Source organism: Streptomyces sp. NPDC043726 (assembly GCF_056436565.1).
This window is the reverse complement of the sequence record NZ_JBWKCI010000004.1, coordinates 182603-204130: the sequence shown is the minus strand read 5'-3', so window position 1 is coordinate 204130 and position 21528 is coordinate 182603. Positions and strand designations below refer to the sequence as shown.

Genomic DNA, 21528 nt, shown 5'->3' with positions numbered 1-21528 from the left:
GGGTGTCGCGCCGAGCGGGACGGGGGAGTGGACCACCCGGCGCGACGGTCATCGGGCGGTCACTCCCGCATGCCCGCCAGTTCCACGGCCCGGCGCCGCATGGAGATCCCGGCCGGGGCCACCGCGGAGACCACGGCGAGCACCGCGCACGCGCCCACCGCCGAGCCGATCGCCGTCCACGGGATGGCGATCGGCGTCCACACCGACAGCAGGCCCAGCGCGCTCCACATCCCGAGCAGGTTGAGCGCGGCCACCAGCAGCCCCAGCACCCCGCCGACCACCACGACCATCAGGGCCTCGGCGGCGACCAGGCGCAGCACCTGCCCGGTGGTGGCCCCGGCGAGCCGCAGCACCGCCAGGTCCCGCACCCGGTCGGAGGTCGCCATCACCAGGGTGTTGGCCAGCGAGATGCCCGTGTAGAGCAGGGCGATGCCGAGGACCAGCAGATATCCGAGCCGGGTGGTCTCGTTGGTCTCCGGGTAACTGGCCTGCACCCACTGGGACTTGGTGAACACCTCACCGCCGTCCGCCCGGACCGCGGTGCGCAGGGCCGCCGCCACCGCCGAGGCGTCGGCGCCGTCCGCGACCTTCACGTCGACCCGGTCGACCGGGGCCCTCGGGGCGTTCGCCGGGGTGACGTACACGCCGTTGTTGCCGGTGCCGATGGACATCACCGCGGCGATCCGCAGCGACTTCCTCGTGCCGTCGCCGAGCCACACGCTCACCGTGTCGCCGACCGCGTGCTGCTCCCACTCCTCGTTGACGATGATCGAGTCGTCGTCGAGGTCGGTGACCCGGCCGGCCGAGACCGGCAGCCGCACGGTGTCCGCGAGCGCCTTCGGCTCGGCGGCGCGGGCGTCGGAGCGGATCAGCGCGACGCCCTCCTCCAGGACGTACACCGCGCTCGCCGAGGTCGCGGAGACCTCGGCGCCGGGCACCTTCCGCAGCCGCTCCACGGTCGCCGCGTCGAAACCCTCCCCGGCCGGGGAGAGCACGAAGTCGGCGGAGGTCTGCTCCCGCGTCTCCGTCGCCTTCGCCTCGTTCAGCGTGGCCGTGGCGCCGAGCAGCGAACCGGCCAGCGCGACCGTGACCAGCACGGGCGCCGCGATGGCGGCCGTACGGCGGACTCCTGCGGCGGCGTTCTCGCGCACCAGCATGCCGCCCGCGCCCGGCAGTTGGGCCGGCAGCCAGGCGATCAGCCGGGTCAGCGGGCGCACCAGCACCGGCGACAGCAGCGCGATCGCGGTGATCAGCAGCATCGGGCGGCTGGTGTACGTCTTGCGGTGCAGCAGGTCGCCCGGCTGGGTCACCAGCGCCAGCACCAGCGTCACGGCGGCGGCGAGCAGCAGGCCCGCGCCGAACAGCCAGCGGCCCCAGGTCATGGTCCGGCTGTCCACGGACGCCTCGCGCAGCGCCTGCGTCGGCCCGGTCTTCCCGGCCCGCCAGGACGCGGCGACGACACCGCACAGCGCCACGAGCAGACCCGTCCAGAAGGCCATGTGGTACGGCCAGGTGTGGTCGCCGATGGTGAACCACGCGGGCGCGAGCCCGCCGTCCACCACCCACTCGGCGAGGTACGGCGCCGCGTACGCGCCGAGCACACAGCCCGCCGCCGAGGCCAGGACGCCCACGAGCAGCGCCTCGGCGAACACCATCCGGCGGATCTGGCCCGGAGTGGCGCCCGCGGTGCGCAGCAGCCCGAACTCCCGGCGCCGCTGGGCGACGGCGAAGGCGAAGGTGGAGGCCACCACGAACACCGACACGAAGCCGCTGACCCCGCCGGCGGTGCCGAACATCGCGTTCATCGCGGTCAGGGCCTCGCTGTCACGGTCCGGGTCGGCGTCCGCGAGCCGCCGGTCGTTCCCGGTCAGCACCTCAGCGCCGGCGCCGACGGCCTGGCGTACGGCCGCCGGATCGGCGTCCACGACCAGCTGTGTGCTGACCGGGGCGAGTTGGGCGGCCCGCTCGTCGGTGTAGAAGACGGCGTCCTCGAAGCCGAGCCCGCCGACGGTCCCGACCACCGTCACGGTGCCGAAGCCGGTGCGCAGTTGCTTTCCTACGGCGGCCCAGTCGCCGGTGACGACGACCTCACCCGCGCCGGAGGGCGCCCGGCCGTCCGTCAGCTCGTACGGCGCGAACGCCGCCGTCGACCAGGGGTGGCCCACCAGATCGCCGGGCGCGCCCTCGGCCCGTACGGCGAAGGAGCGGTCCTCGGTGACGGTGCCGAGCCCCTTCAGCGCGGTGACCGTCTTCTCCGGGACCGGGTTGGGCTGCTCCAGCTTCTGCTTCCGGTCGCCGATCGAGGTCGGCACGATCAGGGTGTCCTCGCCCTGGACGACGACCGGGGCCGCGGCGAACCGCTCCGGCTGCCGCTCGGGCGCGTTCAGGGAGGAGGCGAGGGCGAGGCCCATCACGGCGATCAGCGCGACACCGAGCGACAGCGCGACGAAGCTGCCGACGAAGGTGACCCAGCGCGTGCGCAGGGTGCGCAGGGCGACGCTCAGCACGGCACGGCCTCCAGCTTGGTCATGCGGGCGGCGATCTCGCCCGCCGAGGCGCCGATCAGCTCGCCGTTGACGTGCCCGTCGACCAGGAAGACCACGCGGTCCGCGTAGGAGGCGGCCACCGGGTCGTGGGTCACCATGATGATCGTCTGGCCCTCGGCGTCGACCATGCCGCGCAGCAGCGTCAGCACCTCACGGCTGGTCTGCGAGTCCAGGGCGCCGGTCGGCTCGTCGCCGAACAGCACCTCGGGGCGGGTGATCAGGGCGCGGGCCAGGGCGACGCGCTGCTGCTGGCCGCCGGACATCTCCGACGGGCGGTGCCCGGCGCGGTCGCCGAGGCCGACCTGGGCCAGCACCTCGCGGACCCGGGCCTTCTTCGGCCGGCGGCCCGCCAGCCGCAGCGGCAGGGCCACGTTCTGCTCGGCGGTCAGCGAGGGCAGCAGGTTGAACGCCTGGAACACGAAGCCGATGCGCTCCCGGCGCAGCAGCGTCAGCTTGGTCTCGTTCAGCTTGGTCAGCTCGGTGTCGCCGACGGTGACCGAGCCCGAGGTGGGACGGTCCAGGCCCGCGGCGCACTGGAGCAGGGTGGACTTGCCGGAGCCGGAGGGGCCCATGACGGCGGTGAAGGTGCCCCGGGGGAAGGCCAGGGAGACCTGGTCGAGCGCGGTGACACGGCCGGCGCCCGATCCGTACTCCCGGCTCACGGAGCGCAGTTGGATCGCGTTGTTGGTCATCTGTCCCTAAGTCCCTGTTCGTTGGTGTCGGAGTCGGTCCTCCCGCGCACCACGGCGGGACGGAAGTAGCGGTCGGTGGGGATGAAGAGGCGCCGGCGAAGCCATTGTCGAAGCGGGCGGGGGGCCGGCGGGGGCGGCTCGGATGGCAGGAGACTGTCCTGGCAGGAACCTGCGTGGCAGGCGGTCAGGGGCGGCTCAGCCGGGCCCGGCGGGGCCCAGGACGTACCCGATCAGCACGAAGGACGGCGCCCACACCGCGCTGCTGACCAGCGACCATGCGAGGTAGCGGGGCAACGGCATCCGGACGGCTCCGCAGAGGGTGGGGACGAGGGTGCGCAGTACGGCGGTGAACCGGCCGACGAACACGGCCCCGCCGCCCCGGCGCTCGATGAGCCCGAGCGCCCGCTCGGTGTACCGGCGCCGGCGTCCCGCGCCGGGGATCCGCTCCAGCAACCGGCGCCGCCAGCGCCGCCCCACGGCGTACCCGACGGCGTTGCCGAGCAGCGCGCCGGCCATGGCGGTCAGCAGCGCGGCCTCCACGCTGATGTGCCCGTGCCAGGCGAACACCCCGCCGAGCACCACAGCGGTCTGCCCCGGCAGGAGCACCCCGATCACCGGCAGCGCGGCCTCGAGAGCGGGCAGCAGCAGAACGGTGACCAGAATCCCGAAGCTCCCATAGGCGAGCACCCGCTCCCCCATCCAGGCCAACATCCGGTTCCCCCGTCCCTCACACCATCCCGACCCCTCTACGAAACCCCGGGCGAGGGCCCCGACGCAGTGCGGCAGAACGGAGACTTGGGGTAGGGCCAGACATACCTCGCGGGGTAGCGGCGCCGCCCGCCCTGCGCGGCTGCACCGCCAAACTCGCAGAGCTGCGGGCAGCACCGCCGAACTCGCCTACCTGCGTCCAGTCGTGCTGGAGGGCGGCGCCCACCCGGGCAGCTGCACCGCCAAACTCGCTGAGCTGCGGGCAGTCGTAGCGGAGGGCGGCGCCCACCCGAGCAGCGGCACCGCCAATCCCGCGCAGCTGCGGGCAGTCGTGCCGCTGGGGCGGCACGGGTGGGCGCAGCGGCACCCCGCCGGCGCGGGCGAGCCGAACCCACCTCCACCTGGGCTCCAGCGCAGCGGCACCCCGTCGGCGCGGGCGAGCCGAACCCACCTCCACCTGGGCTCCAGCGCAGCGGCACCGCCGGCGCGGGTGTGCTGAAGCCACCTCCACCTCGGCCCCAGGACAACGCACCCGCACCCCCGTTCACGCCCCCGTCAGCGTCAGGTCGCCGTCCCGGTCGGACTGGCCCGCCGCCACCAGCCGTACCAGTTCGTGGAAGCGGTACCGGGGCTCACCGGACGCGTCGATGCCCGCCATCTCCAGCAGTGCCGCCTCCACCAGCCGCTCCAGCAACTCCTCCGCCACCTCCTCCGGGACATCGAGGAAGCAGGCGGCCCGACCCGTCGTGAACGCCTCCGTCCCGTGCGCGGCGAAGGACATCGCGAACTCCCGCTCGTCCCGCGGCCGTTGCGACAGCGCCGCGAGCAGCGTGCGCCGTACGTCCAGCTCCCCCACCCGCAGCTCATCCGCCCGGCACGCCGGATCCGCCAACCGCCGCGCCAGCCGCGCCGCGGGCCGGTGCGGCCGAGCCGTGAGCCGCGTGCCCGCCACCCGCAGCGCCAACGGCAGCCCCGCACACGCCCGCACGATCAGCCGAGCCGCCTCCGGCTCCACCCCGATCCGCGAGGCCCCGGCCACCGCCCCCAGCAGCGCCAGCGCATCCCGCTCCCCGAGCGGCTCGAGCGTCATGCTCCGCGCCCCGGGCACCGTGGACAGCCGCCCCCGGCTCGTCACCAGCACCGCCGCGTCCGTCGTCGCCGGCAACAGCGCGTCCAGCTGCAGCTCGTTCGCCGCGTCGTCCAGCACGATCAGCAGCCGCCGCCCCGCCGTCGCCGTACGCCACCGGTGCACCAGCTCGTCGAGCCGCCCCGGCTCCCCACCCGGCACGGCCACCTCCTCCGGCCGCTCACCCAGCGTGCGCAGCAACTGCGCGAGCACCGTGCCGCAGTCCTTGACCGTCCCGTCCTCGTGCCGCAGCCGCGCGTACAGCAGCCCGTCCGGGAAGTCCCCGGCCACCGCGTGCGCGACCCGCACCGCGAGCGCCGTCTTGCCGACCCCCGCCATCCCGTTGATCAGCAGCCGCCGCGGCCGGAACGGCAGCCGCCGCTCCGCCGGCCCCGGCACCAGGGCCGCGCACAGCTCCTCGAACTCCCGCCGCCGCCCGGTGAAGTCCGCCAGATCCGGCGGCAGCAGCATCGGCGGCGTCCGCTCCGCAACGGCCCCGGCGCCGACGACGGCCCCCGACCCGACGAGGACCGCCCCCCGGGACGCGGGCTCCGGCAGCCGCCCCAACTCCCCACTGAGCGCACCCTGATAGGCAGCCGTCAGATCGGGCCCCGGATCCACCCCCAGCTCCTCGGCCAGGACCGTCCGCCCCTCGTGGTAGACGTGCAGCGCGTCCGCCTGCCGCCCGCTGCGGTACAGCGCCGTCATCAACTGCGCCCGCAGCCGCTCCCGTACCGGGAACTCACTGACCAGCCCGGTCAGTTCGGGCACCAGCCGCTGATGCCGGCCGAGCGCCAGATCCGCCTCGGCCCGGTGCTCCAGCGCCGTCACCCGGGCCTCCTCCAGCCGCGGCACCTCCGCCTCGGCCAGATACGGCGTCACCCCGGCCAGCGCCGGCCCCTGCCACAGATCGAGCGCCCGGCGCAGTAAGTCCGCCGCGTCCCCGAACCGCCGCTCCTCCAGCGCCCGCCGCCCCCGCCGGTCCAGCTCCTCGAACTCCACCACGTCCAGCCGCGCCCCCTCGGCCAGCAGCTGGTATCCCGGCTGGCGGCGGACCAACTCCACCTCCGGGCCGAGGAGTTTGCGCAGCCGCGAGATGTAGGTGTAGATCTGCGCGTTCATGGTGGCCGGCGGCTCCCACCCCCACAGCAGTTCGCTGAGCCTGCCGTCCCCCACGACCCGGCCCCGGGCCAGCAGCAGCGCCGCCAGCACCGTGTGCACCTTGGAACCGGACAGAGCCACGCGCCGCGCCGTGTGCCGTGCCTCCACCGGCCCGAGAAGCTGGAATTCCATGTGAGTCCCCCACTCTTGAGAGCCCCGGCCGTACGGTCAGGGCCGGATCGCAACGCGCGGAGCGTTGACCCGTGGCCATTGTTTGCGCCACTCCCGGCCGGAATTCAGCCTTCGATTTGGCAGCAGCCTGCGATGGCAGGAGCTTGCACCCCGGCACCCGTGACCCCCGGACCTCCCGAGGTAGGGCTGGCCATACCCCCGGTCCGCCCCCTGGACCGATGGCACACCCATGGCCACGCCTTCTACGGTGACCCCCATGCACCCTCGCAATGTGTGGCAGGCCATGTCCCGCCCGGGCTTCCTGCTGTCGCCGTGGCCCTGGCGCTCCGTCGCGTACCTGCTGACGGGCGTGCTGGCCGGGCTCGCCGCGCTCGTGTCCCTGGTGACCCTGCTGGCGGTCGGCGGTGTCCTCGCCATAGCCCTGGTCGGCCTGCCCCTGCTCGCCGTCACGGCCCTCGCCGGACTGCCCGTGGCGACCGTCGAGCGGCGCCGGCTGCGGCTGATCGACCTCGACCCCGCGCACGGCAGCCACCCCGAGCCCGCCGAGCCGGGACCGTGGAGCTGGTTCACCACCCGGGTGCGCGAGCAGCTGACCTGGCGGGAGCTCGGCTACGCCCTGCTCTTCGCCTGTCTGCTCTGGCCCGCCGAGGCCTTCGTCGTCACCGGCGCGCTGCTCTTCCCGGTGTCGATGGTGGCCACCCCGCTGCTGATGGCCACGGTCGGCGGCGGCGAGGAGACCAAGGTGCTCAAGACCTGGACGGTCACCGACTGGCCCACCGCCTTCGGGGTCGCCGTCCTCGGCGTGCTGCTGCTGGCCGCCGGCGCCTACGTCCTCGGCCTCACCGCCGGGGCCCGCGCCGAGCTCACCCGGCTGCTGATCGCCCCCCGCGACGCCGACCTCGGCGAGAAGGTCGTCGAGCTCACCCGCTCCCGGGTCCGGATCGTCGACGCCTTCGAGGCCGAACGCCGCCGTATCGAACGGGACTTGCACGACGGCGCCCAGCAACGCCTGGTCGCCCTCACCATGACCCTCGGCCTCGCCCGCCTCGACGCCCCGCCGGGCCCGCTCGCCGACCAGCTCGCCAAGGCCCACGACGAGGCCGGCAAGGCCCTCGCGGAACTGCGCGAGCTAATCCACGGCATCCACCCCAAGGTGCTCGCCGACTACGGCCTCGACGCCGCCGTCGCCGACGCGGCCGACCGCAGCGCCGTCCCCGTCGACGTCGACCTCGACCTGCCCGGACGGCTGCCCCAAGCGGTGGAGAGCGCCGCCTACTTCGTCGTCTGCGAGGCCCTCGCCAACGTCGCCAAGCACAGCGGCGCGGAGCGCGCGGGCGTCAGCGGCGGGCACGCCGACGGACGGCTGGTGCTCCAGGTCCGCGACGACGGGCGCGGTGGCGCGGACGCCGGACTCGGCACCGGACTGACCGGTCTCGCCGACCGGGTGTCCGTCCTCGATGGCAGACTCTCCCTGTCCAGTCCGCCGGGCGGACCGACCCTGTTGCGTGTGGAGATTCCTTGCGAGTGGACCGAGACGGCCGAACGCGCCGATCGCTCCGGGTAGTTCTGGCCGAGGACAGCGTGCTGCTGCGCGAGGGCCTGATCGGCCTGCTCAGCCGCTGCGGCCACGAGGTGGTCGCGGCCGTCGGCGACGCGCCGGCCCTCGTCGCGGCCGTCGCCGAGCACGAGCCGGACATCGTCGTCACCGATGTGCGCATGCCGCCCGGCTTCCAGGACGAGGGGCTGCACGCGGCGGTGACCCTCCGGGAGAAGCGGCCCGCCCTGCCCGTGCTCGTCCTCAGCCAGTACGTCCAGCGCACCTACGCCTCCGACCTCCTCGACTCCGGCGACGGCTCCGGCGTCGGCTACCTCCTGAAGGACCGGGTCGGCCAGGTCGAGGAGTTCGTGGACGCCCTGAGCGAGGTAGCCGAGGGCGGCACGGTCGTCGACCCCGAGGTCGTACGGCAGTTGCTGCGCCGGCGCCGCGACCCGCTGGAGCGGCTCACCCCCCGCGAGCGGGAGGTGCTGGCGCTGATCGCGGAGGGCAAGTCCAACGGCGCGATCGCGAAGGCCTTGGTGGTGTCCGAGGCGGCGGTGGGCAAGCACATCGGCTCCATCCTCACCAAGCTCGATCTGCCCCCGGCGGAGGAGACCCACCGCAGGGTCCTCGCGGTCCTCGCCTACCTGCGGGCCTGACCCGGCCGTACGACGCGGCCCTGACCTGGCCCTATAGGCGGCGCATACATCCGCCGTAACCCCGCGGCGAACGCTGACGCCGCTCCGGCGACGGACGTCGGAGCGTGCAGCGCTCCCACGGAGGACCCCACATGCGCCGTCGTACCGCAGCCGCGTCCCTGGCCACCGCCACGCTCGCGCTGACCGCCGCCCTGCTGCCCGCCACCGAGGCGGCGGCCGCACCCGCCGACAAGAACGCGGTGCTCAGCGGCTGGACCCAGACCAGCGCGAGCAGCTACAACGCCTTCTTCGCGGCCAAGGCGAACCAGGGCGCCTGGAGCGCGTACGGCTTCGACTGGTCCACGGACTACTGCACGACCTCGCCGGACAACCCCTTCGGCTTCCCGTTCGCCAACGCCTGCGTCCGCCATGACTTCGGCTACCGCAACTACACCGCGGCCGGGACCTTCGACGCCAACAAGGCCCGCCTCGACGATGCTTTCTACGCCGACCTCAAGCGGGTGTGCGCCGCCTACTCCGGCCTGAAGAAGACCTCCTGCGACGCGTCCGCCTGGACCTACTACCAGGCGGTCGACAAGCTCGGCTAGACCAGCGCCTTGGCGTAGCAGCGGCTCAGCTCGTGGAAGCGGTAGTAGCCGAACTTCACGCACGGCTCGTAGCCGCTGGAGGTGTACAGAGCGATCGCCTCCGGCTGCTGCGTGCCGGTCTCCAGCACCATGCGGGTACGGCCCGCCGCCCGGGCGTCCGCCTCCAGCGCGGCCAGGATCCGGCGGGCCAGCCCCACCCCGCGCATCTCCCGGACGACGTACATCCGCTTCAGCTCCGCGTCGCCGTCCTCGTTCCCCTCGCCGTTCGCGTCCTGCCGGCGCCAGCCGCCGGTGGCGACGGGCCGGTCCAGCGCGTCGTAGGCGATCAGGTACACGCCGTTCGGCGGCTCGAAGTCCTCCGGCGCGAGGACGGTGGCGTCGCCGCCGTCGCCGTACCGCTCGTGGTACTCGGCCTGGACCTCGGCGTCGAGCTTGAGGGCGTCGGGGTGGTCGTAGGGAACGGGGCGTATGTCCATACCGGAAACCGTACATCCATTCGATGTCGCCGTTGATGCCAAGTTTAGACTTGGTCCAGTGTGCCGGTATCGTGCCCGGGTGCTCACTGTGACCTCCGTGAATGTGAACGGTCTGCGCGCCGCCGCGAAGAAGGGTTTCGTGGAGTGGCTCGCCGACACCTCCGCCGATGTGCTGTGCCTCCAGGAGGTGCGCGCCGAGCCGCAGCAGCTGCCGGAGAACGTGCGCACCCCTGACGGCTGGCACGTCGTGCACGCCCCCGCCGCCGCCAAGGGCCGCGCGGGCGTCTCCCTCTACACCCGCCGCGAGCCCGACCGCGTCCGGGTCGGCTTCGGTTCGAGCGAGTTCGACACCAGTGGCCGCTACGTCGAGGCCGACCTGCCCGGTGTGACGGTCGCCTCCCTCTACCTCCCCTCCGGCGAGGTCGGCACCGAACGCCAGGACGAGAAGGTCCGCTTCATGGACGAGTTCCTCGCGTACCTGAAGGAGCTGCGGCAGAAGGCCGCCGCCGACGGCCGTGAGGTCGTCGTCTGCGGCGACTGGAACATCGCCCACCAGCCGGCGGACCTGAAGAACTGGCGCGCCAACCAGAAGAGCTCCGGCTTCCTGCCCGAGGAGCGCGCCTGGCTCACCCAGGTCCTCGACCCGGCGGACGGCGGCTACGTCGACGTCGTCCGCGCCCTGCACCCCGAGGTCGAGGGCCCGTACACCTGGTGGTCGTACCGGGGCCGGGCCTTCGACAACGACTCAGGCTGGCGCATCGACTACGAGATCTCGACGCCGGGACTCGCGGGCAAGGCGGTCAAGGCCTACGTCGAGCGCGCGGCGACCCACGCCGAGCGCTGGTCGGACCATGCGCCGGTCACGGTGGTCTACGACCTCTGAAACGCTCCGGGGCCCGCTAGGGCCGCTTGCGCAGCCGCCGGTCCAGCGCCAGGGACAGCTCCGCGTCGACCACGCTGCGGGCCAGCGGGCGCAGGCGCTGGAGGTCCTCCTCGGGGGCGTGGCGCAGGATGACCTCGGCGAAGAGTCCGGCGAGGGCGTCGGCGTGTTCGCGGACCTGTTTGCCCGCCGCCAGGACGTCCGCGAGCGGGATGCCCTCGCGGACCAGGGCCGCCGACACGTCCAGCAGGCGGCGGCTGATGTGGACGATCTCGTCGCCGTCGGTGCCGAGGTAGCCGAGATCGAGGGCGGCCGCGAGGTTCTCGGCGGTGACCTGGCCCTCGAAGCGGGCGGCCAGCTCCTCGGGGGTCAGCCGGACCGGCTCCTCCTCCGTGGGGGCGGTGACGCCGAGCAGGTCGGCGACGTCCCGGCCGTTGTCGAGGGCCTCGGCCAGTTCCGCGATGCCGCTGAGGGTGTGGCCGCGCTCCAGCAGGGCGGCGATGGTGCGCAGCCGGGCCAGGTGGTGGTCGTCGTACCAGGCGATGCGGCCCTCGCGGCGAGGTGGCGGGATCAGTTTGCGCTCGCGGTAGAAGCGCAGGGTGCGCACCGTGATGCCGGCCACCCTGGCCAGCTCCTCCATGCGGTACTCACGCTTTTCTGCCACGCCCGCAGCCTATGTCGTACCCGCGGTAACTTTCCTCGTCCCGACCCCTACCCATGAGTACGGAGCTGCTCTACGCTCCCATTGCGCCAGTGTTCACTGGCAGAGTCGCACGCTGTGCGGAGTCGTACGTCTGTGGAGGGCTTCGGGATGACCGAACACGAGCATGTACGGGTGGCGGTGATCGGATCCGGGTTCGGGGGACTCGGAGCCGCGGTGCGGTTGCGGCGCGAGGGCGTCACCGACTTCGTCGTCCTGGAACGGGCGTCGAGCGTCGGCGGCACCTGGCGGGACAACAGCTACCCCGGGTGCGCCTGCGACGTCCCGTCGCACCTGTACTCCTTCTCCTTCGCGCCCAACCCGGACTGGCCGCGCACCTTCTCCGGGCAGGAACACATCCGCGCCTACCTGGAGCACGTCACGGACGTCTTCCGGCTGCGCCCGCACATCCGCTTCGACTCGGAGGTGAAGCGGATGACGTGGAACGCCGAGCGGCTGTGCTGGGACATCGAGACCACCGGCGGGAACCTCTCGGCCGACCTGGTCGTCTCCGCCACCGGCCCGCTGTCCGACCCGAAGGTCCCGGACATCCCCGGCCTCGACTCCTTCCCCGGCGAGGTGTTCCACTCCGCCCGCTGGGACCACGACTACGACCTGCGCGGCAAGCGCGTCGCCATGGTCGGCACCGGCGCCTCCGCCATCCAGATCGTGCCGGCGATCCAGCCGGAGGTCTCCCGGCTCACCCTCTTCCAGCGCACCCCACCGTGGGTGATGCCGCGCATGGACCGCGCGATCAGCGGCGCCGAACGCTGGCTGCACCGGCGGCTCCCCTTCACCACCCAGGCCCGGCGCGGGCTGCTGTGGGGCATCCGGGAACTCCAGGTCCAGGCCTTCACCAAGCACCCGAACGAACTGGGGCTGATCGAGAAGCTGGCCAAGCAGAACATGGCCCGGGCCATCAAGGACCCGGCCCTGCGCGCCAAGCTCACCCCCGACTACCGGATCGGCTGCAAGCGGATCCTGCTGAGCAGCGAGTACTACCCGGCGATAGCCCGCCCCAATGTGGACGTCGTCGCGAGCGGGCTCACCGAGATCCGGGGCTCGACGGTGATCGCCGCCGACGGCACCGAGGCCGAGGTCGACGCGATCGTCTTCGGCACCGGCTTCCACGTCACCGACATGCCGATCGCGGACCGGGTCGTCGGCGCGGACGGGCGGACGCTCGCCGAGGCGTGGAAGGGCGGGATGGAGGCGCTGCGGGGCGCGTCCGCCGCCGGGTTCCCGAACTGGATGACGATCATCGGGCCCAACACCGGGCTCGGGAACTCCTCGATGATCCTGATGATCGAGAGCCAGCTCAACTATCTGGCCGACTACGTACGGCAGTTGGACGTCCTCGGCGGACGCGTCGCCCTGGACGCCCGCCCGAGCGCCGTGAACGCCTGGACGCGCCGGGTGCAGGAGCGCATGAAGCGCACGGTGTGGAACACGGGCGGCTGCACGAGCTGGTACCTCGACGCGAGCGGCCGCAACACCACGATCTGGCCGGGCACGACGAGCGAGTTCCGGCGCGCGACCCGGCGGGTGGATCTCGGGGAGTACGCGGTGGTGCGCGCCGCGGGCGCGGAGGGCGGCGCGGAGGGCGGCGCCGAGGTGAGCGGAGGCGCGCAGGTCGGCGCGAACCCTGATGAGGGGCGCACTTCCACCGACACGCGCCCGGAGGTGGACGCATGAGCCGGCTGACGCACGTGAGCTCCGGGCCCTACGCCCCGCCCGCCCCCGCCCGTGAACTCACCGCGATCTCCGCGGACGGCGCCCGCCTGCACGTCGAGGTGCACGGACCCGAGGACGCGCCCCCCGTCGTCCTCGCGCACGGCTGGACCTGCTCCACGGCCTTCTGGGCGGCGCAGATCCGCGAACTCGCCACCGACCACCGGGTCATCGCCTACGACCAGCGCGGCCACGGCCGCAGTCCGGCGAGCCGGGCCTGCGGCACCGACGCGCTCGCCGACGACCTGGAAGCCGTACTGAAGGCGACGCTCGCGCCGGGCGAGAAGGCGGTGATCGCCGGACACTCCATGGGCGGGATGACGGTGCTGGCCGCCGCCACGCGGCCCGCGTTCCGGGAGCACGCGGCCGCCGTGCTGCTGTGCAGCACCGGGGCGTCGCGGCTGGTCGCCGAGTCCACCGTCGTGCCGATGCGGCCGGGGCGGGCACGGACGTGGCTGACCAAGCGCGTCCTCGGGTCGCGGGCGCCGCTCGGACCGGTCACGCCCCTCGCCCGGCGGATCCTCAAGTACGCGACCATGGGCCCGGGTTCGGCGCCGCACATGGTCGAGGCGTGCGCGCGGATCGTGCACGCCTGTCCGCGCCGGGTGCGGTACTCCTGGTCGCAGGTGCTGGACCTGCTCGACCTCGACCACGGGGTGAGGGAGTTGACGGTGCCGACCGCGGTCGTCGTGGGCACGGCCGACCGGCTCACCCCGCCGGTGCACGCCCGCTCATTGGCCGCCGCGCTGCCGAACTGCCTCGGCGTCACCGAGCTGGCCGGGCTCGGGCACATGACCCCCGTCGAGGCACCCGAGCTGGTCAGCGGCCGGATCCGGGAACTCGTCACCGCCCACGCACACGGCGGGCACGCACAGATCAAGGAGGGCGCATGAGCAGGGTGAGCCTCGAGGGACAGGTCGCCGTCGTCACCGGAGCGGCGCGGGGCGTGGGCGAGCTGCTCGCCCGCAAGCTCTCCGCGCGCGGGGCGAAGGTGGCCCTGGTCGGTCTGGAAGCGGACGCCCTCAAGCAGGTCTCCGAGCGGCTGCACGGCGAGAGCGGCCACTGGTTCGCCGACGTCACCGACCACGAGGCGATGGCCCAGGTCGCGCGGGAGGTCAAGGAACGGTTCGGGAAGGTCGACATCGTGGTGGCGAACGCCGGTGTCGCCTCCGGAGGGCCCTTCGTGGACTCCGATCCGGACGCCTGGCGGCGGGTCATCGAGGTCAACCTCATCGGCTCCGCGGTCACCGCGCGGGCCTTCCTGCCGGTGCTGATGGAGAGCCGCGGCTATCTGCTCCAGATCGCCTCCCTCGCCGCGATCACCCCGGCGCCGATGATGACGGCGTACTGCGCCTCCAAGTCGGGCGTGGAGGCGTACGCGCACAGCCTGCGCGCCGAAGTCGGCTACAAGGGCGTCCGGGTGGGCGTCGGGTATCTGTCCTGGACCGACACCGACATGGTGCGCGGGGCCGACCAGGACGACGTCATGCGGGAGTTGCGGCAGCGGCTGCCGTGGCCGTCGAACAAGACGTATCCGCTGGGGCCCGCGGTCGACCGGATCGTCGCCGGGATCGAACGGCGGTCCAGCCATGTGTACGGGCAGTGGTGGCTGCGCGGGATGCAGGGCGTGCGGGGGTATCTGCCGGCGCTCATCGGGACCGTCGGACAGCGGGAGATGCGACGGTTCGCGGACCGTCTCGACGGCATGCGGATCGGGCTGGTGGGGGCGGGCGGCGAGGCCGATGAGCAGGAGCGTATTACGCGCCGTGACTGATCGACATGCGCAGCGTCACGGGCCGTGTGAATCTGGTCGAGGCCCCGGACAGGGGCTCTTCCCCTCACCCCCACGGGAGTGAACCCACATGGGTATGAAGGACCAGTTCCAGGACAAGACCGAGCAGTGGCAGCAGCAGGCCAAGGACAAGATGCACGAGGCGCGCGACAAGGCGGCCTCGCAGCGCGGCCGGCAGCCCCGTGACCGCGACGAGGAGCCGGAGCGCTCGGAGCGCACGGAGCGCCCGGAGCACTCGGAGCGCTCCCGGCGCGAGGAGCAGGAGCGCTTCGATCAGGACTACGACGTCTGACGCTGCGCGCTGAGCGGAAAGGGTGCCCCCGACCAGGGGCACCCTTTCCCCCTTTCCCCCCTTCCGCGGGGGCTCAGCTCCGCGGCGGCAGTTTCGGGCGGGACCTGTCCGGCACGTGCGAGTGGTCCGGCGGGGTCGCCGGGGGGTTCGTCTCCAGCAGGTCCAGCGCCAGGCGTACCGCGTCGTCGAGTTGGGCGTAGCGGCCCTCCGCCCAGTCCAGGGGGGTGCGCAGGACGTCCAGGTCGGGTGTGACGCCCCGGTTCTCGACGGACCAGCCGTACGCGTCGAACCAGGCCGCGTTCATCGGCACCGTGATCACCGTGCCGTCGCCGAGCCGGTGGCGGCCGGTCATGCCGACGACCCCGCCCCAGGTGCGCTGTCCCACCACCGGGCCCAGCTTCAGCAGCTTGAAGGCCGCCGTGATCATGTCGCCGTCCGACGAGGTGGCCTCGTCCGCCAGGGCCACCACGGGACCGCGCGGGGCGTTGGAGGCGTACGACACCGGCTGGGCGTCGCGGGTGAGGTCCCAGCCGAGGATCGTGCGGGTCAGCTTCTCCACGACCAGTTCGCTGATGTGGCCGCCCGCGTTGCCCCGTACGTCCACGATGAGCGCGGGCCGGGACACCTCCATCCGCAGGTCCCGGTTGAACTGCGCCCAGCCCGAGCCGCCCATGTCGGGGATGTGCAGATAGCCGCACCGCCCGCCGCTCAACTCCCGTACGACCGAGCGGCGTTTGGCCACCCAGTCCTGGTAGCGCAGGGGCCGTTCGTCGACCAGCGGGACCACCGCGACCCGGCGGGAGCGGCCCTCGCCCTCGGCCGGGGTGAAGGTCAGCTCCACCGTCGTACCGCCCGCCCCGGCCAGCAGCGGATACGGACCCGTCACCGGATCCACCTCCCGGCCGTCCACATGCGTCAGCACCGCGCCCTCGCGGATCCCCGTCCCCGCCAGCGGCGAACGGGCCTTGGAGTCGGAGGAGTCGCCGGGCAGGATCCGCCGTACCGTCCAACCGGACTCGCGCAGCACGAAGTTGGCGCCGAGCAGGCCCTGGCGGCGCTGGTAGTGCGGCGGGCCCTCGTTGCGGCGGGCGGGGGAGACGTAGGCGTGGGAGGTGCCCAGCTCGCCCAGGACCTCCCGGAGCAGATCGGCGAACTCGTCGGGAGAGGCGACCCGTTCGACCAGCGGCCGGTACTGCGCCAGCACCGCGTCCCAGTCGATCCCGCACATCCCGGGGTCCCAGAAGTAGGCGCGGATCAGCCGGCCGGCCTCCTCGTAGGACTGGCGCCACTCGGCGGGCGGGTCGACCTCGTGCAGGATGCGGCGGGCGTCGATCCACACCGTCGAGTCGCTGTCCCCGCTCTCCGTGGCGGGTACGGCCCGCAGGTCGCCCTCGTCGACCACGACCAGCCTGCTGCCGTCGCCGCTGACCGCGAACCAGTCGAGGTGGCCGACGAGTTCGGACTTCTTGGCCTTGGTGATGTTGAAGTGCTCCAGGGTCGGGCGGCCGGTCGTGTCGTCGGGGTTGGCGAAGGTCTCGCCGAGCGCCCCCGAGATCGGCCAGCGCAGCCAGACCAGACCGCCGCCCGCCACCGGGTACAGCGCCGAGTACTTGGAGGCGGCGACCGGGAACGGCGTCACCCGGTTCTCCAGGCCCTCGATCTCCACGGTGACCGCGCCGCCCTCACCGCCCTCGTCCTCCACCGGGTCCAGGCCCCCCGCGGCCGGGCGGCCCTCGGGGGTGAGCGCGAACGGGCTCGGCGTCGCCGACGACAGCGGCACCAGGTAGGGGCGGCAGCCGAGCGGGAAGGAAAGGTCGCCGGTGTGGACGTCGTAGACCGGATCGAAGCCGCGCCAGGACAGGAAGGCCAGATAGCGGCCGTCGCTGGTGAAGACCGGGTTCTCGTCCTCGAAGCGGCCGTTGGTGACGTCGACGATCAGCCGGTCCTTGATCCGGGCCATCTTGATCTGGCGCAGGGAGCGGCCGATGCCCGGGTGCGACCAGGTCAGCCAGGTCCCGTCCGGGGAGAACGCCAGGTCCCGGACCGGGCCGTTGATCGACCGGATCAGCTCGGTCACCTCGCCGTTGGAGTCCTCGGTGGCGTCGAGCAGCAGCAGCCGTCCGTCGTGCGCGGCCATGGCCAGGCGCTCTCCGTCGGGATCGGAGACCAGCTCCAGCACCCGCCCGACCTCGCCCGAGGCCATCCGGCGCGGCTCGCGGTCGCCGGTCGCCCGGGGCAGATAGGCGATCTCGATCGCGTCCTCGCCCTCGGCGTCGGTGACATAGGCGACCTGGCCGCCCGAGCCGAGCATCTCCGGGAGCCGTACCCGTACGCCCGGGGTGTCGGTGATGGTCCGGGCCGGGCCGTCGCGGTGGGTGAGCCAGTACAGGCTGCCGCGGACGACGACGGCGCTCGCGCGGCCCGTCTCGTCCACGGAGACGCCGTCGACGTGGTGGGCGGCCGGGACCATGTACCGGCGCCGCCCCGGGCGCGGGCCGCCGATCCGGACGTCCAGTTTCCGAGGCTCGCTCAGGAGGTCGTCCACCAGCCACAGTTCGCCCGCGCACTGGTAGACCACCCGGGTGCCGTCGCTGGCCGCGTGCCGGGCGTAGAAGGCGTCGTGGTCGGTGTGCCGGCGCAGGTCGGAGCCGTCGTGGGCGCAGGAGTAGAGGTTGCCGACGCCCTCGTGGTCGGAGAGGAAGGCGATCCGTCCGCCGACGAACATGGGACAGGCGAGATGTCCTTCGAGGTCGGCCAGCAGCCGTTCGCCGTGCAGCCACAGGCGGCCCATGGCGCCGCCCCGGTACCGCTTCCAGGCGGCCGGTTCGTGCGGCGGGGTGCCGGTGAGGAGCAGGGTCCTGCGCTCGCCGTCCAGGTCGGCGACCTGGAGGTCGGAGACCGGGCCCCAGGGCAGTTTCCGGCCGGGGGAGCCGTCGGGGGTGACCTTGTAGGCCCAGGTGAAGTAGGAGAAGGGCTCGCCGTGCGAGGCGACCGCCAGGATGTCGCTCGCCCCCTCCTTGTCGGGCGGTGTCCACCCGGTCACCTGGGTGTCCGGGCTGCCCCAGTGGGTCAGTCGCCGTTCCGGGCCGCCGTCCGCCGGGACCAGGTGGATCTCGGGGACCAGGCTGCGCCAGCTCGTGTACGCGACGAGGGCGCCGTCGGGCGAGAAGCGGGGGTGCCCCACCTTCGTACGGTCCACGGTGAGCCGCCAGGCTCTGCCGGGTCCGTCCAGAGGGGCCAGCCAGAGGTCGTCCTCGGCCACGAAGCACAGCAGGTCACCGTTGATGTGGGGCATGCGCAGATAGCTCACCTCCCCATGCTTTTCCCGTGGATGGGCCGGGGCAACTCGTACAAAACCATCAGTAAGCGCACCCGCGTGACCCACGACACGTACGAAACGGTTTCGTTTCGCTCAGTCTCTGCGCTACATTCGTCATGTACGAAACCGTGTCGTTCGCAGTGAGCGGGAGAAGGTGGGAGTCATGGCTGAGGTCGCAACGGCGCGTCGCAGTCGTATCACCCCCGAGCGTGAGGCCGAGCTCTACGAGGCCGTCCTCGACCTGCTGCGCGAAGTCGGCTACGACGCCCTCACCATGGACGCGGTCGCGGCGCGCACCAAGTCCAGCAAGGCCACGCTCTACCGCCAGTGGGGCGGCAAGCCGCAGCTCGTCGTCAAGGCGATCCGGGCGAGCAAGCCCGGCGGCTCCTTCGCCGACGCCGACACCGGAACGCTCCGGGGCGACCTGCACGCCCACCTGGAGCACTCGGACGACTGCCAGATGGAACAGAACGCCGCGCTGATGCGGGGTCTGGCCATGGCGGTGCACAACAACCCCGACCTCCTGCGGGAGTTCCGGGAACAGCTCATCGAGCCGGAGATGTCGGAGCTCCGTCGTGTGCTGCAGCGTGCGATCGACCGGGGTGAGATCCGCGAGGACTGCCCCGCCCTCGACTACGTGGTGCACATGATGATCGGGGCGTTCGTCACCCGAGGTCTCATCGAGGACCGGCCGCCCACCCAGGCCTTCCTCCGTTCGTACATGGACGCCGTGGTCCTCCCCGCCCTCGGCGTGCCCGCAAGCTGAACAACCTCCCCAGCAAGCCCCCACCTGACGTCACCGCTCACGTCGCCGGGCTGATCCCCCCTGCCCTGAACACCCCACCGACATGACCGGGAGTACGCCTCCGTGGCCACGTTTCTCTATCGCCTGGGCCGTCTGGCCTTCCGGCGACGCCACTTCGTCGCCCTGATCTGGGTGGCCCTGCTGACGCTCGCCGGCGTCGGCGCCGCCTCCGCGCCCGCCGCGGGCAACAGCTCCTTCTCCATCCCCGGGACCGAGGCCCAGAAGGCCTTCGACCTCCTGGAGGAACGATTCCCCGGTTCCAGTGCCGACGGCGCGACCGCCCGGGTCGTCTTCCAGGCGCCCGACGGACAGAAGCTCAAGGCCGCCGACAACAAGGCCGCCGTCGAGCAGGCCGTGAAGGAACTGGGCACCGGCTCCGAGGTCGTCTCCGTGACTGACCCCTTCAAGACGAACTCCGTCTCGAAGGACGGCACCGTGGGCTACGCCCAGGTCCGCTACGAGGTCTCCGGCATGGAGCTCGAGGACTCCTCCAAGGAGGCCCTGGAGCACACCGCCGACGAGGCCCGCGAGAGCGGTCTGACCGTCGAGATCGGCGGTGACGCGCTCCAGGCCACGCCCGAGACCGGGTCCACCGAGATCATCGGCATCGCGGTCGCCGCCGTCGTCCTCGTCATCACCCTGGGCTCCCTGGTCGCGGCCGGACTGCCACTGCTGACGGCCATCATCGGCGTGGGCATCGGCGTCTCGACGATCACCGCCCTCGCCAACGCGCTGGACCTGGGCTCCACCACCTCCACGCTCGCGATGATGATCGGCCTCGCGGTCGGCATCGACTACGCCCTCTTCATCGTCTCCCGCTACCGCGCCGAACTGGCCGAGGGCCGGGACCGCGAGGAGGCCGTCGGCCGGGCCGTCGGCACGGCGGGCTCCGCGGTGGTCTTCGCCGGCCTCACCGTCGTCATCGCGCTGGTGGGCCTGTCGGTCGTCAACATCCCGATGCTGACGAAGATGGGCATCGCGGCGGCCGGCACGGTCGTCATCGCGGTCCTGATCGCCCTCACCATGATCCCGGCGCTGCTCGGGTACGCGGGCCGCAAGGTCCAGCCGGCGGGCGGGAAGAGCAAGCTGTTCGGCCGGGGCGGGAAGTCCGCCGACGCCTCGCCGCAGAAGCCCAACATGGGCACCCGCTGGGCCAGCTTCGTGGTCCGCCGCCCGGTGGCCGTGCTGCTCTTCGGCGTCATCGGCCTCGGCGCCGCCGCCGTCCCGGTCACCTCGCTGGAACTGGGCCTGCCCGACGACGGCTCCCAGCCCACCTCCACCACCCAGCGCCGCGCCTACGACCTGCTCTCCGAGGGCTTCGGGCCCGGCTTCAACGGCCCCCTGATGGTGGTCGGCGACGCCAAGGGCAGCGACGACCCCAAGGGCGCCGCGACCGAGGTGGCCGACGAGATCGAGGGCCTCAAGGGCGTCGTGACGGTCACGCCCGCGACCTTCAACAAGGCCGGGGACACCTTCACCATCACCGTGATCCCCGACTCCAAGCCCTCCTCGACCCAGACCGAGGACCTGGTCCACGCCATCCGTGACGCCGGTGCGGACATCAAGGCCGGCACGGACACCGAGGTGCTGGTCAGCGGCACCACGGCGATGAACATCGACTTCTCGCAGAAGATGAACGACGCGCTGATCCCGTATCTGGCGCTCGTGGTGGGCCTCGCCTTCCTGCTGCTGATCGCGGTGTTCCGCTCGATCCTGGTCCCGCTGAAGGCGGCCCTCGGCTTCCTGCTCAGCGTGCTCGCCGCGCTCGGCGCCGTGGTCGCGGTCTTCCAGTGGGGCTGGCTGTCCGGCCTGATGGGTGTGGAGGAGACCGGCCCGATCATGTCGATGATGCCGATCTTCATGGTCGGCGTGGTCTTCGGTCTCGCGATGGACTACGAGGTCTTCCTCGTGACCCGGATGCGCGAGGCGTACGTCCACGGCGAGACGCCCGGCCAGGCCGTGGTCACCGGCTTCAAGCACGGCGCGCGGGTGGTCACCGCGGCCGCCGTGATCATGATGGCGGTCTTCGCCGGCTTCATCGGCTCCTCCGAATCGATGGTCAAGATGATCGGCTTCGGCCTCGCGGTCGCCGTCTTCTTCGACGCCTTCGTGGTCCGCATGGCCATCGTTCCGGCGGTGCTGGCGCTGCTCGGCAAGAAGGCCTGGTGGCTGCCGAGGTGGCTGGACCGCGCGCTGCCCAACGTCGACGTCGAGGGCGAGGGCCTGCGCGCCGCGTCCGAGGCGCGGGCGGCGAAGGAGGAGGAAGACGGGGACAAGGAGCTGGTACGCGCCTGACGTACCGCTTCCGACAAGACCAGCCGGTGAGGGCCAACGTGGGGACGGTGGCGCCCTCACCGGCTGTTCCCTGTCCCGAAAGCCGTTCGC

General features: G+C 72.5%; 17 protein-coding genes. 10 read left to right on the top strand and 7 right to left on the bottom strand.

Translation table 11 applies throughout. From position 1 onward, the window contains the following. Positions 1–59: 59 nt before the first annotated feature. The 4 genes from AC068Z_RS13225 to AC068Z_RS13210 all read right to left on the bottom strand — a co-directional run bounded on the left by AC068Z_RS13225 (position 60) and on the right by AC068Z_RS13210 (position 6365). Positions 60–2507, bottom strand: a complete 2448-nt coding sequence (locus AC068Z_RS13225) for an FtsX-like permease family protein (protein WP_478554710.1) — start codon at positions 2505–2507, stop codon at positions 60–62. Next, entirely contained in the window at positions 2501–3238 is a 738-nt protein-coding gene (locus tag AC068Z_RS13220; protein WP_478554709.1) for an ABC transporter ATP-binding protein, read from the bottom strand. Before AC068Z_RS13220 ends, AC068Z_RS13225 begins: the two co-directional genes overlap by 7 nt. A 195-nt stretch (positions 3239–3433) precedes the next feature. Next, a complete protein-coding gene (locus tag AC068Z_RS13215; protein ID WP_478554708.1) occupies positions 3434–3949 on the bottom strand; it encodes a DedA family protein in 516 nt (171 codons plus the stop codon). 541 nt (positions 3950–4490) lie between these two features. Continuing rightward, the gene (locus AC068Z_RS13210; protein WP_478554707.1) at positions 4491–6365 is read right to left on the bottom strand and encodes an AfsR/SARP family transcriptional regulator; all 1875 of its coding nucleotides are present in this window, start codon (positions 6363–6365) and stop codon (positions 4491–4493) included. A 256-nt stretch (positions 6366–6621) separates the two neighbouring features. Between AC068Z_RS13210 and AC068Z_RS13205 the strand changes: the two genes are divergently transcribed. The 3 genes from AC068Z_RS13205 to AC068Z_RS13195 all read left to right on the top strand — a co-directional run bounded on the left by AC068Z_RS13205 (position 6622) and on the right by AC068Z_RS13195 (position 9148). Next, a complete protein-coding gene (locus AC068Z_RS13205) occupies positions 6622–7929 on the top strand; it encodes a sensor histidine kinase (protein WP_478554706.1) in 1308 nt (435 codons plus the stop codon). A gap of 17 nt (positions 7930–7946) precedes the next feature. Beyond that, entirely contained in the window at positions 7947–8561 is a 615-nt protein-coding gene (locus AC068Z_RS13200; protein WP_478554705.1) for a LuxR C-terminal-related transcriptional regulator, read from the top strand. Between the two features lie 131 nt (positions 8562–8692). Continuing rightward, entirely contained in the window at positions 8693–9148 is a 456-nt protein-coding gene (locus tag AC068Z_RS13195) for a phospholipase (protein WP_478554704.1), read from the top strand. On the opposite strand, the gene AC068Z_RS13190 is transcribed toward AC068Z_RS13195, so the two are convergent. Next, a complete protein-coding gene (locus AC068Z_RS13190; protein ID WP_478554703.1) occupies positions 9145–9624 on the bottom strand; it encodes a GNAT family N-acetyltransferase in 480 nt (159 codons plus the stop codon). The two genes, AC068Z_RS13195 and AC068Z_RS13190, sit on opposite strands and share 4 nt — an antisense overlap. 79 nt (positions 9625–9703) lie before the next feature. On the opposite strand from AC068Z_RS13190, the gene AC068Z_RS13185 reads away from it, so the two are divergent. Further along, positions 9704–10507, top strand: coding sequence for an exodeoxyribonuclease III (locus AC068Z_RS13185; RefSeq protein WP_478554702.1), 804 nt, complete (start codon positions 9704–9706; stop codon positions 10505–10507). A gap of 16 nt (positions 10508–10523) precedes the next feature. Here AC068Z_RS13185 and AC068Z_RS13180 read toward each other — a convergent pair whose 3' ends face one another. Continuing rightward, a complete protein-coding gene (locus tag AC068Z_RS13180) occupies positions 10524–11144 on the bottom strand; it encodes a MerR family transcriptional regulator (RefSeq protein ID WP_478555362.1) in 621 nt (206 codons plus the stop codon). Between the two features lie 171 nt (positions 11145–11315). On the opposite strand from AC068Z_RS13180, the gene AC068Z_RS13175 reads away from it, so the two are divergent. The 4 genes from AC068Z_RS13175 to AC068Z_RS13160 all read left to right on the top strand — a co-directional run bounded on the left by AC068Z_RS13175 (position 11316) and on the right by AC068Z_RS13160 (position 15019). Then, a complete protein-coding gene (locus tag AC068Z_RS13175; RefSeq protein ID WP_478554701.1) occupies positions 11316–12899 on the top strand; it encodes a flavin-containing monooxygenase in 1584 nt (527 codons plus the stop codon). Continuing rightward, complete coding sequence (locus AC068Z_RS13170; protein ID WP_478554700.1) at positions 12896–13828, top strand: alpha/beta fold hydrolase; 933 nt, start codon at positions 12896–12898, stop codon at positions 13826–13828. Before AC068Z_RS13175 ends, AC068Z_RS13170 begins: the two co-directional genes overlap by 4 nt. Then, positions 13825–14709, top strand: a complete 885-nt coding sequence (locus tag AC068Z_RS13165; RefSeq protein WP_478554699.1) for an SDR family oxidoreductase — start codon at positions 13825–13827, stop codon at positions 14707–14709. The genes AC068Z_RS13170 and AC068Z_RS13165 overlap by 4 nt, the downstream gene beginning before the upstream one ends. 88 nt (positions 14710–14797) lie before the next feature. After that, a complete protein-coding gene (locus tag AC068Z_RS13160; protein ID WP_478554698.1) occupies positions 14798–15019 on the top strand; it encodes a hypothetical protein in 222 nt (73 codons plus the stop codon). A gap of 73 nt (positions 15020–15092) precedes the next feature. On the opposite strand, the gene AC068Z_RS13155 is transcribed toward AC068Z_RS13160, so the two are convergent. Next, positions 15093–18329 (bottom strand): S41 family peptidase, encoded by a 3237-nt coding sequence (locus AC068Z_RS13155; RefSeq protein ID WP_478554697.1) that lies wholly within the window; start codon positions 18327–18329, stop codon positions 15093–15095. Positions 18330–18501: 172 nt separating this feature from the next. Here AC068Z_RS13155 and AC068Z_RS13150 point away from each other — a divergent pair, with 172 nt between their 5' ends. Both AC068Z_RS13150 and AC068Z_RS13145 read left to right on the top strand, forming a co-directional pair. Continuing rightward, positions 18502–19104 (top strand): TetR/AcrR family transcriptional regulator, encoded by a 603-nt coding sequence (locus AC068Z_RS13150; RefSeq protein WP_478554696.1) that lies wholly within the window; start codon positions 18502–18504, stop codon positions 19102–19104. 102 nt (positions 19105–19206) lie between these two features. After that, positions 19207–21438, top strand: a complete 2232-nt coding sequence (locus tag AC068Z_RS13145; RefSeq protein ID WP_478554695.1) for an MMPL family transporter — start codon at positions 19207–19209, stop codon at positions 21436–21438. Positions 21439–21528: the final 90 nt, after the last annotated feature.